13 protein-coding genes are annotated in these 16,401 nt (G+C 68.1%); 6 read left to right on the top strand and 7 right to left on the bottom strand.

The window, feature by feature from the left end; all coding sequences use genetic code 11:
- Window positions 1-11 precede the first annotated feature (11 nt).
- The 4 genes from mtrB (at window position 12) to hpf (ending at window position 5,172) form a co-directional block, all read left to right on the top strand.
- The gene (gene mtrB / locus BOX37_RS24965) at window positions 12-1,808 is read left to right on the top strand and encodes an MtrAB system histidine kinase MtrB (protein WP_156910785.1); all 1,797 of its coding nucleotides are present in this window, start codon (window positions 12-14) and stop codon (window positions 1,806-1,808) included.
- Window positions 1,805-3,619 carry an MtrAB system accessory lipoprotein LpqB gene (gene lpqB, locus BOX37_RS24960; protein WP_071929757.1) on the top strand — a complete coding sequence of 605 codons (1,815 nt, stop codon included), beginning with the start codon at window positions 1,805-1,807 and terminating at the stop codon, window positions 3,617-3,619. The genes mtrB and lpqB overlap by 4 nt, the downstream gene beginning before the upstream one ends.
- 33 nt (window positions 3,620-3,652) lie before the next feature.
- A complete protein-coding gene (locus tag BOX37_RS24955) occupies window positions 3,653-4,297 on the top strand; it encodes a ComF family protein (protein WP_071929756.1) in 645 nt (214 codons plus the stop codon).
- A 182-nt stretch (window positions 4,298-4,479) separates the two neighbouring features.
- The gene (hpf, locus tag BOX37_RS24950; RefSeq protein ID WP_071929755.1) at window positions 4,480-5,172 is read left to right on the top strand and encodes a ribosome hibernation-promoting factor, HPF/YfiA family; all 693 of its coding nucleotides are present in this window, start codon (window positions 4,480-4,482) and stop codon (window positions 5,170-5,172) included.
- Window positions 5,173-5,223: 51 nt separating this feature from the next.
- Here hpf and bluB read toward each other — a convergent pair whose 3' ends face one another.
- The 6 genes from bluB to BOX37_RS24920 form a co-directional block, all read right to left on the bottom strand.
- Entirely contained in the window at window positions 5,224-5,859 is a 636-nt protein-coding gene (bluB, locus tag BOX37_RS24945) for a 5,6-dimethylbenzimidazole synthase (RefSeq protein ID WP_071929754.1), read from the bottom strand.
- 31 nt (window positions 5,860-5,890) lie between these two features.
- Window positions 5,891-7,162 (bottom strand): fatty acid desaturase family protein, encoded by a 1,272-nt coding sequence (locus tag BOX37_RS24940; RefSeq protein ID WP_071929753.1) that lies wholly within the window; start codon window positions 7,160-7,162, stop codon window positions 5,891-5,893.
- A gap of 94 nt (window positions 7,163-7,256) precedes the next feature.
- Entirely contained in the window at window positions 7,257-8,663 is a 1,407-nt protein-coding gene (locus tag BOX37_RS24935) for a fatty acid desaturase (protein ID WP_071929752.1), read from the bottom strand.
- A 119-nt stretch (window positions 8,664-8,782) separates the two neighbouring features.
- Window positions 8,783-9,913 (bottom strand): ferredoxin reductase, encoded by a 1,131-nt coding sequence (locus tag BOX37_RS24930; protein ID WP_071929751.1) that lies wholly within the window; start codon window positions 9,911-9,913, stop codon window positions 8,783-8,785.
- Window positions 9,914-10,124: 211 nt separating this feature from the next.
- Window positions 10,125-10,670 (bottom strand): DUF6912 family protein, encoded by a 546-nt coding sequence (locus BOX37_RS24925; protein WP_071931860.1) that lies wholly within the window; start codon window positions 10,668-10,670, stop codon window positions 10,125-10,127.
- Window positions 10,671-10,680: 10 nt separating this feature from the next.
- Window positions 10,681-12,090: a WS/DGAT/MGAT family O-acyltransferase gene (locus BOX37_RS24920; RefSeq protein ID WP_071929750.1), complete on the bottom strand. Its 1,410-nt coding sequence runs from the start codon at window positions 12,088-12,090 to the stop codon at window positions 10,681-10,683.
- A gap of 255 nt (window positions 12,091-12,345) precedes the next feature.
- On the opposite strand from BOX37_RS24920, the gene secA reads away from it, so the two are divergent.
- Entirely contained in the window at window positions 12,346-15,165 is a 2,820-nt protein-coding gene (gene secA / locus BOX37_RS24915) for a preprotein translocase subunit SecA (RefSeq protein ID WP_071929749.1), read from the top strand.
- 164 nt (window positions 15,166-15,329) lie between these two features.
- A complete protein-coding gene (locus BOX37_RS34325) occupies window positions 15,330-15,728 on the top strand; it encodes a hypothetical protein (RefSeq protein ID WP_156910531.1) in 399 nt (132 codons plus the stop codon).
- On the opposite strand, the gene BOX37_RS24905 is transcribed toward BOX37_RS34325, so the two are convergent.
- Window positions 15,711-16,322 carry a Uma2 family endonuclease gene (locus tag BOX37_RS24905; protein ID WP_071929747.1) on the bottom strand — a complete coding sequence of 204 codons (612 nt, stop codon included), beginning with the start codon at window positions 16,320-16,322 and terminating at the stop codon, window positions 15,711-15,713. The two genes, BOX37_RS34325 and BOX37_RS24905, sit on opposite strands and share 18 nt — an antisense overlap.
- Window positions 16,323-16,401 lie beyond the last annotated feature (79 nt).

Genomic DNA, 16,401 nt, shown 5'->3' with positions numbered 1-16,401 from the left:
CGGCCCCCGTACTGGCCTGGTTCCAGGCCGTGGGGACCGCACTGGGCCACCTGTGGCGCCGGTCGCTGCAGCTGCGGGTCATCGTGTCCACGCTGACCCTCTCGCTCATCGTGATCACGATCCTCGGGGTCGTGCTGACCGGTCAGATCACCGACCGGCTCCTCGAAGCCAAGATCAACGCGGCGGTCGAGGAGATGGATCGTGCCCGCAGCACGGTCGAGAACCGGCTCGCCGGCGTGCACGACGCGAGCAGTCAGCAGCAGCGGCTCGCCGACGCGCGCAGCGCGCTGTCCAGCCGCGGCGGCACCGGCCAGTCCAGCGGCGCCGCGGGCAGCTTCGACTCGGCGCTGGCGATGGTGGGCGGCACCCCGCCCCAGGAGCTCACCACCGGCCCTATCTCGCAGGTGCCCCAGGAACTGCGCCGCTTCGTCCAGCGCAATCAGGTCTCCTACCAGTTCACCACCGTCGCCGACCCGGATGGCTACCGCGGCCGCGCGCTGATCATCGGCAGCCCGAGCGCCGAGGTCGCGACCCTGGAGATCTACCTGATCTTCCCGCTGGCCAGCGAGGAGTCGAGCCTGTCGCTGATGCGCGGCACGATGCTCATCGGCGGCGTGGTGCTGCTGGTGCTGCTCGCCGCGATCACCGCACTGGTCACCAGGCAGGTGGTGCTGCCGATTCGGTCGGCCGCGCGGATCGCGGGTCGATTCGCCGACGGCCGGCTCAAGGAACGCATGCTCGTGCGCGGCGAGGACGACATGGCCCGCCTGGCGCAGGCGTTCAACGAGATGGCCGAGAGCCTCTCGAACCAGATCACCCAGCTCGAGGAATTCGGCAATCTGCAGCGCCGCTTCACCTCCGATGTCAGCCATGAGCTGCGTACTCCGCTGACGACCGTGCGCATGGCCGCCGATCTCATCCACGGCTCCAGCGACGATCTCGACCCGGCGCTGGCCCGCAGTTCGGAATTGCTGGTCAACGAACTGGACCGGTTCGAGGGTCTGCTGAACGATCTGCTCGAGATCTCGCGCCACGACGCCGGCGTGGCCGAGCTGCAGGTGGAGTCGCTGGACGTGCGGATGTGCGCGCGGGCCGCGATCTCCACCGTGCGCCACCTGGCCAAGGATGCCGGGGTCGAGGTGGTCATCGATCTGCCGGAGGAGCCGGTGGTCGCCGAGGTCGACCCGCGGCGCGTCGAACGGGTGCTGCGCAATCTGCTCGCCAACGCCATCGACCACAGCGAGGGCAAGCCGGTGCTGATCCGGATGCGTGGCGACGCCGAGGCCAACGCGGTCGCCACGGTGGTGCGCGATCAGGGCGTCGGGCTGCGGCCGGGCGAGGAGAAGCTGGTGTTCAACCGGTTCTGGCGCTCGGACCCCTCGCGGGTGCGTCGCTCCGGCGGGACCGGGCTCGGCCTGTCGATCAGCGTCGAGGACGCGAACCTGCACGAGGGCAGGCTCGAGGCCTGGGGTGATCCCGGCATCGGCGCCAGCTTCCGATTGCTGCTGCCGATGGTGCGTGGCCGTAAGCTCGGGCAGAGCCCGCTCGCGCTGGAACCGATGCTGCGCAAGGTACCGGCGTTGCCGGAATCCGAATCGGTCGAGCCGGCCGTCATCGAGCTGCCCGCCGCCGAATCGGCCGACGATCCCGACGCCACGGAGCCCACGGCGCCGGAGCACACACCCCAGGACAGCACACCGGCCGAGCGCACCGGCGACCTGGCCGCGACCAACGGTCGCGGTGACACCGCGAGCGGCGCGGACGACGACCAGCCGATGCCCACCGAGACCGGAGACCGACAGACATGACGATGGCGCGTGGTGATCGCACGGGACGGCACAGCGTGGCACTGCTCGCGGCCATCCTGACCGGTCTGCTCGTCCTCACCGGATGCGCCAGTCTGCCGGAGTCCTCGGCCCCCCAGGCACTGGGCACGATCAACCGGGCGCCCACCTCGGCAGGCCCACCGCCGCCGCTGTCGGGTCGCGATCCCGACCTGCTGGTCAGCGATTTCCTCACCGCCAGCGCCGACCCGACCGACCGGCACGCCGCCGCCCGCCAGTACTTGACGGCCGAGACCGCGGGCAGCTGGAACGACGAGGCGAGCACCACCATCGTCGACCGGCCCGACACCCTGCGCGAGTCGCGCTCGGCGGACAAGGCCAGCTACGTGATCCGCGCCCGCAAGGTCGGTGAGCTCGCCGGCGACGGGGGCTACCGCGCCACCGAGGGCACGCTGGAGAACAAGATCGAGATGAGCAAGATCGACGGTGAATGGCGGATCACTTCGCTGCCCTCGGGCGTCGTCATGGACGCGAACGCCTTCGACAAGTCCTACCGTCGCCACGTCCTGTACTACGTCGACCCGGACAGTTCCCTGCTGGTGCCGGATCCGCGCTGGGTCTCGGTGCCACGCGGCCAGCTCACCGAGCGGCTGATCACCATGCTCGGGCAGGGCCCGCAATCGGCGATCGCGCCGGTGGTCCGCAATCAGTTGGCCCCGCCGGTCACCGTGCGCGAGCCGATCACCAAGGCCAACAACGAACCGGGCGAGGTCGGGATCGGGATCGGCGGGGTGCGCATCGACTTCGCCGGGCTCGGCGGGTTCGGCCAGCGCGAGCGCGAACTGGTCGCCGCGCAGGTGGTGATGACGCTGTCCGGCGCCGACATCCTCGGCCCGTACGTGCTGCTCGCCGACGGCAAACCGCTCGACGAGCGGTACGCGGCCAACGGCTGGTCGGTCGCCGATCTGGACCAGTACAGCGCCTCGGCGCCGGGCCAGAACCGGGTCGGCCTGCACGCGCTGCGCAACGGCACGCTGGTCCAGGTCACCCCGGACGGCATCGTCACCCCGAGCGGGTCCTTCGGCGAGGCGACCAATCTGCAGTCGGTCGGCATCTCCGCCGACGGTCAGTTCGTGGCCGCGGTCGCCGACACCGGCCGGGCCGACCCGGAACCGGCGCGGTCACTGCTGATCGGCAACTACGGCGCCAGGGCGTTCCCGGTCGCCGAGGGCGCCACCATCGCCCGGCCCTCGTGGACACCCGACGGCGGCGCGGCCTGGACCGTGCTCAACGGTGATCAGGTGATCCGGGCGGTCACCGACCGCGCCACCGGCAACGTCTCGGTACAGGACGTCGACACCACCGCGCTGTTCGAGGCCTTCGGTTCCACCGATCCCGAGATCAGCGAGCTGGCGGTCTCGCGCACCGGGGTGCGCGCGGCCCTGATCGCCGACGGCAAGGTCTATGTCGCGGTGATCGAGCGCCGTCCCGACGGCCGGTACGCGCTCACCTCGCCGCTGCCGGTCGCGCTCGGCCTGAGTACCAGTGCGGTGTCGCTGAGCTGGGCGACCGGCGACACCCTCATGGTGGCGCGGGAGGGCAATGTCGACCCGGTCTTCACCGTGTCGATCGACGGTTCGCAGTTCACCCCGGTCACTCCCCAGAATCTCACCCCGCCGGTCCGGGTGGTCACCGCGGCGCCGGCCACCCAGTACGTCGCCGATTCTCGCGCTGTCCTGCAACTGCAGACCGCCGACCCGTCGCGCAACGACCGCTTCTGGCGTGAGGTGCCCGGGTTGACGGGGGAACAGGTCGTCCCGGTCCTGCCGAGCTGAGCCTGTCGGTACCCACTGCCATACTCGCTCGCTATGACGGCACTGCTCGATCTGATGTTGCCCGACCGGTGCGGCGGGTGTGGCCTGGCCGGGCAGCCGTGGTGTGTCGCGTGTGCGGCCGAGCTCGCGCGACCTCCGGTACGGATCCATCCCCGCGCCGACCCCGGCGTGCCGTGCTGGGCGCTCGGTCCCTACGCCGGTCCGGGTCGACGCGCGGTACTGGCCGCCAAGGAACACGGTAGGCGCGACCTGGCCGAACCGCTCGGCCTGGCATCGGCGCTGGCGCTGGCCCGGCTACGGGCCCCAGACCGCCCCCTGGTGCTCGTGCCCGCCCCGACCAGAGCGGCGGCCGCGCGGCGCCGCGGCGGTGACCCGGTGGCCCGCGCCGCCCGGTGCGCGGCCGGGTGGCTGATCGATTGCCGGACCGTCCCGCTGCTGCGGCTCGCGCGTGGCGTGCGCGATTCGGTGGGCCTGACGACGTGGCAGCGTGCACACAATCTGCGCGACAAGGTCATGGTCGACGAGGCGGTGCTGGCGCGGGCCGGAATCGGCGCGAAAGTCGAGGTGGTCCTGGTCGACGATGTGCTCACGACCGGGGCGACCGCATGCGAATCGGTGCGGGTTCTTGGTCGGATCGGTGTACCGGCGAGAGCCGTTTTGGTGACCTGTGCGGCTTGACGGCGCGAAATTTGCGTGAACAGTGGCGGACTTGCCCGTGGCGGACTAGCGTCGCGATCACACACCGAACACGAGTTTGGGAGGTGGCGCCGCGGACATCTGGTGCCGAGCGATTCCCGATCGGCACAGCTCAATCCCGCCGCACTCGCTTCGCAGCGTGCGGCCATATCCGGGAGGTACGCGTGACGACTTCTTCACGGGCATCAGTGCGAGACGCTGACCCTTCGGCCCTGGTGGACAGTGCCGACGACTCGACCGAGACCACACACGCCGAAGTGGTGGTGTCCGGTCGCAATGTCGAAATCCCTGACCACTATCGAATCTACGTGTCGGAGAAGCTCGCTCGACTCGAGCGCTTCGATCCGTCGATCTTTCTCTTCGATGTGGAGCTCTTCCACGAACGCAACCGTCGTCAACGCAAGGCCTGTCAGCGTGTGGAGATCACCGCGCGTGGCCGGGGACCCATCGTGCGTGCCGAGGCGTGCGCCGACAGTTTCTACGCCGCGTTCGAGTCGGCCACCCAGAAGATCGAGAGCAGGCTGCGCCGAGCCAAGGACAAGCGGCGCGTCGTGCACTACGGCGAGAAGACCCCCGTCTCCGTCGCCCAGGCGACCGCCACCCTGGTGGACGACTCACTGTTCGCCCCGCCCAACGGCGCCGCGCATCAGCATGCCGAGGAACCCGACGAGAGCGGTCCCGGCCACATCGTGCGCACCAAGGTGCACACCGCTACCCCGATGTCAGTCGACGATGCCCTCTACCAGATGGAACTCGTCGGCCACGACTTCTTCCTGTTCCACGATCGCGAGACCGACCGTCCCTCGGTGGTCTACCGCAGACACGCCTTCGACTACGGCCTGATCCGATTGGCCTGACCCCGTCGAAACATCCGGGCATCCGCCAGCAGCGGGTGCCCGGATCTCGTTTCAGCCGCCGAAGGTCTCGCGGTGCACAGCCTCGTCGAGGGAGCGCCCGGCCCGCCATCCGAACCGTTCCAGGTCGGGCACCTGCTGGAATTCGCGCACAGGACCCACGCACAGCCAGGCCACCGGCTTGATCCCGGCGGGCAGCCCGACCAGCTCGCTCAGGACCTCGGGCTCGTAGAACGACACCCACCCCACGCCGATACCCTCCGCGGTCGCGGCGAGCCACAGGTTCTGGATCGCCAGCACCGTCGAGTACACCCCGGTCTCGGGCACGCTCGCCCGCCCGAGCACCTGCGGGCCACCACGGCGATCGTCATGGGTGACCACCACGCCGGTGCCGCTCTCGACGATCCCCTCGATCTTGATCGGGGCGAAGGTCGCGGCCCGATCGGTGGGCAGCGCGGCGGCGAACTCGTCGCGCTTGTCCGCGACATGCTCGGCGAATCGGCGCAGCGTGTCCGCGGATCGGATCACCACGAAATCCCACGGCTGCGAATTGCCGACGCTGGGCGCGCGATGGGCCGCCGCCAGGATTCGCCACAGGGTCTGGTCGTCGACGAGTTCGCCGGTGAACTCGGCGCGCACATCACGACGCAGGCGGATCGCGTCGTAAACGCTCAACTGGTCGGTACTCACGCCGACCAGTGAACCAGACCCGCGGGTTTCCTCAGCGGCGGACCAGGGTCCGCCCAGCGGACACTGCGGTGCGCACGCCACGGCGACGTCCCGCTGCCAGCGCGGTCCGCAGGCCCTGACGCCGACCGGTGGCCGGGTCGATGGTGGCGACGGTGTTGCCGCCGAAAAGCCGCTCGGACTTGGTCTCGGGGGCATCGTCGCTGGTGTGGCGCAGGTACTTGTTGGGCAGCGCCAGCTTCAGGATCGTGCGCCAGGACTTGAAATACTGCACCGGCAGCGAGCCGGTGGTGTAGGGCAGGTCGTACTTGTCGGCCAGCTCGCGCACCCGCACCGCGATGTCGGCGTAGTGGTTGCTCGGCAGATCGGGGAACAGGTGGTGCTCGATCTGGTGGCTGAGGTTGCCGGTCATGAAATGCATGACTGGGCCGCCGGTGATGTTGGCGCTGCCCAGCATCTGGCGCAGGTACCACTCGCCCTTGGTCTCGTTCGCGATGTCCTCCTTGGTGAACTTCTCGGCACCGTCGGGGAAGTGTCCGCAGAAGATCACCGCGTTGGTCCACACATTGCGCACCACATTGGCGGCGAAGTTGGCCGTGAGGGTGGTGAAGAACGACGGACCGGTCAGCAGGGGGAAGACCACGTAGTCCTTGGCGGCCTGCTTGCCGATCTTCTGGAGCACCAGCTTGCGGTCGGCGTCGAACTGCTTCCACTCGGGAGAGTCCTTGTCCCACTTCTTCTTCGCGACCTTGCCCAGTTCGAGGTGCTGGATCGCGACGCCGTACTCGAACAGCGCCTGCAGCAGGAAGTTGTAGATCGGGTTGCCCAGGTAGAACGGCATCCAGCGCTGGTCACGGGTGACGCGCAGCAGGCCGTAGCCGATGTCGTCGTCCATGCCGAGCACGTTGGTGTACTTGTGGTGCAGGAAGTTGTGGGTGATCTTCCAGTGCGCCGAGGGGCCCGCGTTGTCCCATTCCCACGAGGTGGAGTGGATTTCCGGATCGTTCATCCAGTCCCACTGCCCGTGCATGACGTTGTGCCCGATCTCCATGTTCTCGATGATCTTGGCGGTGCCGAGCAGGGCAACGCCGGCCAGCCAGGCCGGGGGCAGGAAGCTGGCGAACAGCACGGTGCGGCCGCTGATCTCCAGTGCGCGCTGTAAACGGATGACGTTGCGGATGTAGCGGGCATCCGACTCGCCCCGTGCGGATTCGATTTCCCGGCGGATCGCGTCGAACTCCGCACCGAGAGCTTCGACATCCGCGGCGGTGAGGTGCGCGTATTCCTTGACATCCGAGATCGCCATGGCGGTTACAGTACCGTAAGTTACGAGAGCGTAGGTTGGTGAATTCGAGCCCGGATTGTGTGATAGGTCCTATTGCGAAATCGAGATGGAGATGTTATCTAGCGACGCGTCGGCCCCAGCGGCGGGCGGCTTTGTCTTGCAGGACCTCGCGCTCATGGGTCGCGCGCTCGCCCAGTGCCCGCTTGGCCTCGCGCAGCGCCGCCTTCTCCTGCCGGGCGCGCGCCTTCAGGGCCACCTTGGCCTCGCGCAGCACTTCCTTCTCGTGCCGCGCCTTCTCCTGCAGCGACGCCTTCGCGTCCTGCAGCGCCGAGCGCAGACCGAATCGCTTACCCGTCTCCGGGTCGACCCGCAGCCGCTCGGGCAGCGAGATGTCGCTGAATTTGCGTTCCGAGGACGTCTCGGGCGCGTCGTCGGAGGTCCGCTTGAGGAAGCGGTCCGGCAGTGCCAGCTTGTGGATGGTCCGGAAGGCGAGCAGGTACTGCTTGCCCAGTGAGCCGGTGGTGTAGGGCAGGTCGTACTTGTCGCACAGCTCACGCACGCGCACCGCGACCTCGGAGTACCGGTTGCTCGGCAGATCCGGGAAAAGGTGGTGCTCGATCTGGTAGCAGAGGTTGCCGCTCATGAACGCCATGACCGGACCGGCCTTGAAATTGGCGCTGCCGAGCATCTGGCGCAGGTACCACTCGCCCTGGGTCTCCCCGTCGAGCTGCTCGATGGTGAACTTCTCCGCGCCGTCGGGGAAGTGCCCGCAGAAGATCACCGCGTACGCCCACAGGTTGCGCACCAGGTTGGCGGTCGCGTTGGCCTTGAGCGTCGACTTCCACGCCGGACCGGTCAGCGCCGGGTAGAGCACGAAGTCCTTGGCCACCTGACGGCTGACCTTGCGGGCGAACTCCAGGTCCGGCGGCGAGGTGAGCTTCTTGTCCGGAATCCCGGCGAGCTCCTTCTCGATGCCGAGATCGTGCAGCGCGATACCCCACTCGAAGGTGGCCGCCAGCAGCAGATTCGCCGCGGGCTGTGCCAGATGCACGGGGCGCCATGCCTCGTCGCGCGTCATCCGCAGGATGCCGAAACCCAGGTCCTCGTCTTTGCCGAGGACATTGGTGTAGGTGTGGTGCGAATAGTTGTGCGCGCGCCGCCACTGCGCCGAGGGCCCGGTCATGTCCCACTCCCAACTGGTGGAGTGGATCTCGGGATCGTTCATCCAATCCCACTGCCCGTGGCTCACGTTGTGCCCGAGCTCCATGTTCTCGATGATCTTGGCCACCGAGAGCAGCGCGGTGCCGCCCAGCCAGGCCCAGCGGTTGCGGCTGCCGAACAGCACCGCCCGGCCCGCGACCTCGAGGCAGCGCTGGGCGGCGATGGTGCGCCGGATGTAGCGCGCGTCACGTTCACCGCGCGAGGTCTCGACCGAACGGCGGATCGAATCGAGTTCTTTCCCCAGTGTTTCGATGTCGGCTGCGGTCAGATGGGTGTAGCCCTGGATATCGGTGATCGCCACCGGGGTCCTCTCTGTTTGTTGGCGGCGCGGTTCGGTAGACCTGGACCAGCCACTTGTCAGTCGTTATCCGACCGATGCATTACTCCGAGAGTACCTGCTGGCCGGCACGGGCGGGCCGTTCAGATGTCGAGTGTGCAGTCGCCTGCCGCCGCGGAGATACAGGTCTGCACTTTGTCGCCCGGTTGACGCTCGTCACCGTTGCGCAGGTCGCGGGCGTGTCCCGCCGACAGCGTCACCACGCAGGTCTGGCAGATGCCCATCCGGCAGCCGAAGGGCAGTTGCACGCCCACCGACTCACCGGCCTCGAGCAGGCTGGTGGCGCCGTCGACGGTGAGGGTGCGGCCGGTCGTGCCGAAGGTGACGGTGCCGCCTTCGCCGACCGCCGAGCGTTCGACCTCGAAGCGTTCGATGTGCAGCTTGTCGGCGACACCCGCACTCTTCCAATGCTGTTCGATCGCGTCGAGCATGCCCGCGGGTCCACAGGCCCAGGTCTCGCGTTCGCGCCAGTCCGGGTAGAGCTCGTCGAGGCTGTCGAGGGAGAACAGGCCGTGGGAGTCGGTGAGCTGCAGGTGCGAGACGAAGCTCGGGTGCCGGTCGTGCAGGTCACGCAGTTCGGCGCCGAACATGACATCGGCGTCGGTGGGCGCGGAGTGCACGTGCACCACGTCGGTGACGCCGTCGCGGCGGTCCATGGTGCGCAGCATCGACATCACCGGGGTGATCCCGCTGCCCGCGGTGAGGAAGAGCACCTTCGCCGGTGGCGGCTCGGGGAGCACGAACCCGCCCTGCGGCGCGGCCAGGCGCACGATGGTCCCGGCGGCGACCCCGTTGACGAGATGGCTGGAGAGCTTGCCCTCGGGCATCGCCTTCACCGCGATCGAGATCAGCCGCTTGCCGCCTTCGCCGGTCCAGTCCGGCGGGCAGGTCAGCGAGTAGGAGCGCCAGTTCCAGCGGCCGTCGATCAGGATGCCGATGCCGATGTACTGGCCCGGCCGGTACTTGAAGTCGAAGCCCCAGCCCGGCTTGATCACCAGTGTGGCCGAGTCGGCGGTCTCCTTCTGCACCTCGACGATGCGCCCGCGCAGCTCACGTGCCGACCACAGCGGGTTGGCCAGGTGCAGGTAGTCGTCCGGCAGCAGGGGCGTGGTCACCCGGGCGACCGCGCCACGCAGCACATTGAGCTTGCCGCCGCGATCGCCGACCTCGGCGGCCGGTGCTTCGAGCCATTCCCGGAACTTGTTCAGGACCATCTGTGCCGTTACTCCCTGTTGTGCATCCGTGCCACCGTGGGGTGGCTCGCTCGCACCTCAGGTTACGGCATCGTAGGTTGAGCGCGAGTTGTCATATGCCATGTTCTCGGCCCGCCCGGCTCTGGACTGAGTGGAGGGTGCGACGAAGGAGTGCCCGGAGGGAGGGAAGAGTCGGGGAACAGGGCCGAGAACCGCGGCACCAGCCGCCATATCACAGGAGATCGAGCAGGAAAGACAGCTCCTGGGTGGCGTACCAGGCCAGCTGGTGGTCCTCGGCGTCACCGAGGACGAACTCGGCATCGGGATCGCCGAGGTCGGCGGCGTCGATCACGTCGACCGCCTTGGCGACCTGCGGTTCGGCCTCGGCCAGGTCGACGTGCACCGACGCCACCTGGTCGTAGCCGATCGGCCCGGCGAGCTTCACCACGGCGTCGTCGAGGTCGGGCCGCAGCTTCGCGCCGATGACATCGGCGGCGACCACCGCGCGCCGGTACACCGGGCTGCCCGGGTTCGCGGCAGCGCCCTCGTCGTCGGCGGTGGTGTCGTCGAGTCCGTCGCGTTCGGCGGCGATCAGGCGCATCGAGGCACGGGCCGCCTCCTGCATCGCCACCTCGGCGAGCTCGTCGTCGTCGCCCGCGGCGTAGGCCTCGCGCAGGGCGGGGGTCACGGCGAAGGCGGTCGCGCCGAGCGGGAAGAACTCCCGGTCCTCGACCAACTGACGCAGGATCGGGATCGTCGCCGGGATGTAGACCCGCAACTTGCCGTTCTCAGAGACAGGCACCGAGCAACTCCTCCATCGATTCGTGCACCGACGCCGCGAGGACGTCGATATCGGCCATGGCGTCTCGGTCGGCGTTGAGTCCGTAGAAGACCTGACCGTCGTACGAGGTGAGCCCGAAACTCAAGGTCTGGTTGCGCAGCAGCGGCGAGACCGGATACATCTCCAGCATCCGCGCTCCGCCGATGTACATCGCGGTCTGTGGTCCCGGCGCGTTGGTGATCACCAGATTGAACGTGTTGTCGGCGAAGGTACTCGCCGCCCGCACACTCATGGCGTGCAGGCTGGCCGGGGCGAATCCGGCCAGATGGACCAGCGTGCGCGCCCGCACCCCGCGCCGCTGCCGGGCGGTGGCCTCGGTGGCGTGCGAGATGTGGGACAGGCGCATCGTCGGGTTCGGTTCGCCGACCGGCAGGTCGATCAGGAACGAGGACACCTCGCTGGCCGGGGTCAGCTGGTTGTCGCCGTCGACGTAGACCGACATCGGCACCACCGCGCGCAGATTCGTCGACTCGACCAGCGCCTCGTTGCGCGAGAGCAGCCAGTTGCGCAGCGCGCCGGTGACCACGGCCAGCACCGTGTCGTTGATGGAGCAGTCGAAGTGGCGCCGGATCGTGCGGTAGTCCTCGAGGTCGGTGCGGACCACATCGAAGCGGCGGCTGCGGGAGGTGCGCGCGTTGAGCGGGCTGTCGGGTGCGCCCGAGGTCGCCGCGCGCACGGCGTTGGCCGCGGCTCTGACCGCCATCCGGGTGCCGCGCACCACCCCGAACGCGTTCGATCCCGCGTCGCGCACGACCTCGTAGGCCTCGCCGGGTTGGGCGGCCAGTTGCGAGAGTGCCCCGGCGAGCAACTCCACATCGCTGGGTTCGCGCGGCGCGCGCCACGCGTCGTCGGCCAGTTCCCGCGGCAGCGGGCTGTTGTCGAGGATCACGTGCCCGATCTCGAGCGCGGTGTCACCGTCGACGAGTGCGGAGTGCGACTTGGTGAACACCGCGCTGCGGCCGTCGGCCAGCCCCTCGATCAGATACATCTCCCACAGCGGCCTGCCCTGATCCAGTGGACGCGAGGCGAGCCGGGCGACCAGGTCGTAGAGCTGTTCGTCGCTGCCGGGACCGGGCAGCGCGGAGCGGCGGATGTGATAGCTGATGTCGAATCGGCTGTCCTCGACCCACACCGGCCGGCCCAGCGCCAGCGGGATCTCGCGCACCTTGCGGCGGTAGCGCGGCACCAGCGGCAGCCGGGATTCGACCAGGTCGATGAGGCGTTCGTAATCCAGGACCTGGCCCGTGGCATCGGGGGAGGTGTTCTGGAGGATCGCGAGAGAGCCGATGTGGATCGGGTTGCTGCTCGACTCGAGCCGATAGAACGACGCGTCCTGCGGCGTCAGTCTCGTGATCACGCGCTCCGAAGCTCCTTCCGGTGCCGTATGGCGCAGATCGGGCACGTTGGACATCCTACGTCAACGTAGGTGGATCGCGGTGCCGGGCAAGGGCGCTCATCGGACGCCGTGACCTGGGCCGATACGAGCCCCCGGTACACCGGGCACGGGTACACGCCGCCGGGTACGGTGGTCTGCGGACTACGATGGCCCACAACGCCCACTACACCGTGGCTGACTAGCCGAAAAACTCCGACCAGAGGACTGACGAGACCCGTGCCTGCGCTGACACTGACGAGGTTGCTACGGATTGGTGAAGGCCGCATGGTCAAGCGGCTCTCGAACCTCGCCGACGAGGTCATCGCGGTCGGTGACGAGATCGAGCTGCTCACCGACGAGGAGCTGCGCGCCAAGACCGACGAGTTCCGGCAGCGCCACGCCGAGGGTGAGACCCTCGACGACCTGCTGCTCGAGGCGTTCGCGGTGGCGCGTGAGGCGTCCTGGCGCGTGCTGAACCAGAAGCACTACAAGGTGCAGATCATGGGTGGCGCGTCGCTGCACCTGGGCAACATCTCGGAGATGAAGACCGGTGAGGGCAAGACCCTGACCTGTGTGCTGCCGGCCTACCTCAACGCGATCTCCGGCGACGGCGTGCACGTGGTCACCGTCAACGACTACCTCGCCAAGCGCGACGCCGAGTGGATGGGCCGCGTGCACCGCTTCCTCGGCCTCGAGGTCGGCGTGATCCTCGGCGGTATGACCCCGGCCGAGCGTCGTGTGGCCTACGCCGCCGACATCACCTACGGCACGAACAACGAATTCGGCTTCGACTACCTGCGCGACAACATGACCCACTCGCTGGACGATCTCGTCCAGCGCGGGCACAACTTCGCCGTGGTCGACGAGGTCGACTCCATTCTCATCGACGAGGCCCGCACCCCGCTGATCATCTCGGGCCCGGCCGACGCCTCGTCCAAGTGGTACGCCGAGTTCGCGCGCATCGCGCCGCTGCTGAAGAAGGACCTGCACTACGAGGTCGACATCAAGAAGCGCACCATCGGCGTGCACGAGGCGGGCGTGGAGTTCGTCGAGGACCAGCTCGGCATCGACAATCTCTACGAGGCCGCGAACTCCCCGCTGGTCAGCTACCTGAACAACGCCATCAAGGCCAAGGAGCTCTACCAGCGCGACAAGGACTACATCGTGCGCGACGGCGATGTGATCATCGTCGACGAGTTCACCGGCCGCATCTTGGTCGGGCGCCGCTACAACGAGGGCATGCACCAGGCGATCGAGGCCAAGGAGAAGGTCGAGATCCAGCCGGAGAACCAGACGCTGGCCACGATCACCCTGCAGAACTACTTCCGCCTCTACGACAAGCTCTCCGGCATGACCGGTACCGCCGAGACCGAGGCCGCCGAGCTGCACTCGATCTACAACCTCGGCGTGGTCCCGATCCCGACGAACAAGCCGATGGTCCGCAAGGACCAGGCCGACCTCATCTACAAGTCCGAAGAGGCCAAGTTCAACGCGGTCGTCGACGACGTGGTGGAGCGGCACGAGAAGGGTCAGCCGGTCCTGATCGGTACCACCAGCGTCGAGCGCTCGGAGTACCTGTCCAAGCAGTTCACCAAGCGCGGTGTGGCGCACTCGGTGCTGAACGCGAAGTTCCACGAGCAGGAAGCCCAGATCATCGCCGAGGCCGGTCGGCCCGGCGCGGTCACCGTCGCCACCAACATGGCCGGTCGTGGTACCGATATCGTGCTCGGTGGCAACGCCGACATCATCGCCGACATCCTGCTGCGCAAGCAGGGCCTCGACCCGGTGAACACCCCCGACGAGTACGAGGCCGCCTGGCATTCCGCGCTCGAGCAGGTCAAGAAGCAGACCGAGGACGACGCCGAGAAGGTGCGCGAGGCCGGTGGCCTCTACGTGCTGGGCACCGAGCGCCACGAATCGCGTCGTATCGACAACCAGTTGCGTGGCCGCTCCGGCCGTCAGGGTGACCCGGGCGAGTCCCGCTTCTACCTGTCCCTCGGTGACGAGCTGATGCGCCGCTTCAACGGTGCCGCGCTGGAGTCGATCATGACCCGGCTCAACCTGCCCGACGATGTGCCGATCGAGGCCAAGATGGTCTCCAAGGCCATCAAGAGCGCCCAGACCCAGGTCGAGCAGCAGAACTTCGAGATCCGCAAGAACGTCTTGAAGTACGACGAGGTGATGAACCAGCAGCGCACCGTCATCTACGGCGAGCGCAACCGGATCCTGCGTGGCGAGGACATGGAGGGTCAGGTCCAGAACATGATCACCGACGTGACCACCGCCTATGTCGACGGTGCCACCGTCGAGGGCTACGTCGAGGACTGGGACCTGGACAAGCTGTGGACCGCGCTCAAGACGCTGTACCCGGTGAGCCTGGACCACAAGGAACTCGCCGGCGAAACCGTCACCGGTGACGCGGGCGAACTCACCCGCGACGAACTGCGCCAGGCCCTGCTCGACGACGCGCACACCGCCTACGAGAAGCGCGAGCAGGAGATCGACGGCCTGGCCGGCGAGGGCGCCATGCGCAACCTGGAACGCCAGGTCCTGCTCTCGGTCCTGGACCGCAAGTGGCGCGAGCACCTCTACGAGATGGACTACCTCAAGGAGGGCATCGGCCTGCGCGCGATGGCCCAGCGCGACCCCCTGGTCGAATACCAGCGCGAGGGCTTCGACATGTTCGCCGCCATGCTGGAAGGCCTCAAGGAAGAGTCCGTCGGCTTTCTGTTCAACCTCCAGGTCGAGGTCCAGCAGCCCGCGGCTCCTCAGCCCGAGGGCGTCTCCGTCGACAAGAACCTCCGTTCCCCCGTCGGCACCCGCCCCCAGGACGCCGCCCCACCTGCTCCCCAGGCTCCGCCCGCGCTGCGCGCCAAGGGCATCGACGAGTCCGCCCCCAAGGGCCTGAACTACTCCGGCCCCGCCGAGGACGGCCGCGCCCAATCCCATTCCGACGCCCAGGAATACGGCGGCCAGCAGCCCAACGGCACCCGCCGCTCGCGCCGCGAAGCCGCCCGCTCCGACGCCAAGGGCAAGGGCGGCAAGCGCCGCCGCTGAGTAACTCCACCGAAGGCCCCCGTCATGACGCGGGGGCCTTCGTCGCATCCGGTATGTGCGCCGCGGACACTCCCCGCAGGCCTTCCTGTTCGACCTCATCCGCGACGAGGCCCGCCGTCAGGACACTCAACCCCGATCCCCTCGGCGATCAGTGCCGCACTGCCTTGGAAGCCGACAACCGCTGGATCGCCCCGCAGCACTGGACCATCGATGTCCTCTCGGTGATCCACCACTTCACCCGAACAGGAAACGTCAACCGAGCCGCGCAAGCCGTCGCCGCCCTGAAAAGCTCGATCCAGAAGTCCCTGTCACCCGCGTACCCGTCCCCAGAATCTGGGATCTCCGCGACAACCTGGGGAGCGGATTGGTCCAACCGCTCGTTCCCCGTGCGCGGCTCGCCGGACCTGCGGGCTGACCTGCGCGCCGGGGCCGAGTCCATCGCGACCGCCATGGCCGCGGCACTGCCGCAACGACGGTCCCGCGCCGGAGACCCCGCCTGCCGCCACCCGTTCGCGGTGGGCGGCACCCGCACGGCGCCGAGAGTGTTATGGACGATGCAGTGAGTCGAGGGTGACGGCCAACGTGACCGGAGTGTCCAGAACCAGCGCCGTGCGATGCACTCGGTGCGGCATGTACCGCATCCCGGACCAGTCGAGCCGGTACTCCTCGATTCGGTCGATGAGTTCCCAGCTCTTGTCGAAGTGCACGATCAGGTAGACCGCGATGCCCGCGCGAGCGTAGAGCTGGTATTTCACCCCGGTGTCGCTGTCGACCGTCTCCCGTGAGGCGACTTCGGCGACCAGCGTGATGTGGTCACGAACGGTGTTGACGTCGTACGGTTCACAGTCGCGCACGAAGATGTCGGGGTACCTGACATTGAGTCGGCGGTCGGCAGATCCCTCCTCGGCATCCGCGAATCGCACCGCCACGTCCGACCCGATCCGCAAGCAAGGCCCGGCAGGGTCGCGTGCGTCTTCGAGCGCAGCGGCCAGCCGACGCACCACCCGACTGTGTGCCTCACTCTGTGCCATCGCGCGCACGACGAGCCCGTCAATGACCTCGAAATCGCCGAAGGTGCTACTGAGCGAGTCGGGCTCGGCCGCCAGGAATTCCTCGGCAGTGATGCGATGCGTCTCGTCCGGATGCGCCGCGGTCATGGTCAGCTCCTCGTCGTCACAGGCGAGCCGAGCCTACCGCTTCCCCTGTTTCCGGCAATCCCGCAAGGAACGCGCAGGC

Source organism: Nocardia mangyaensis (assembly GCF_001886715.1).
Classification (GTDB): Bacteria; Actinomycetota; Actinomycetes; order Mycobacteriales; family Mycobacteriaceae; genus Nocardia; species Nocardia mangyaensis.
This window is presented reverse-complemented; position numbering and strand designations above follow the sequence as displayed.

Coding starts and splice junctions, on each gene's coding strand:
- BOX37_RS24955 (WP_071929756.1), top strand. CDS start 3,653: ATGACGGCACTGCTCGATCTGATGTTGCCCGACCGGTGCGGCGGGTGT.
- BOX37_RS24940 (WP_071929753.1), bottom strand. CDS start 7,162: ATGGCGATCTCGGATGTCAAGGAATACGCGCACCTCACCGCCGCGGAT.
- lpqB (WP_071929757.1), top strand. CDS start 1,805: ATGACGATGGCGCGTGGTGATCGCACGGGACGGCACAGCGTGGCACTG.
- BOX37_RS24905 (WP_071929747.1), bottom strand. CDS start 16,322: ATGACCGCGGCGCATCCGGACGAGACGCATCGCATCACTGCCGAGGAA.
- BOX37_RS24930 (WP_071929751.1), bottom strand. CDS start 9,913: ATGGTCCTGAACAAGTTCCGGGAATGGCTCGAAGCACCGGCCGCCGAG.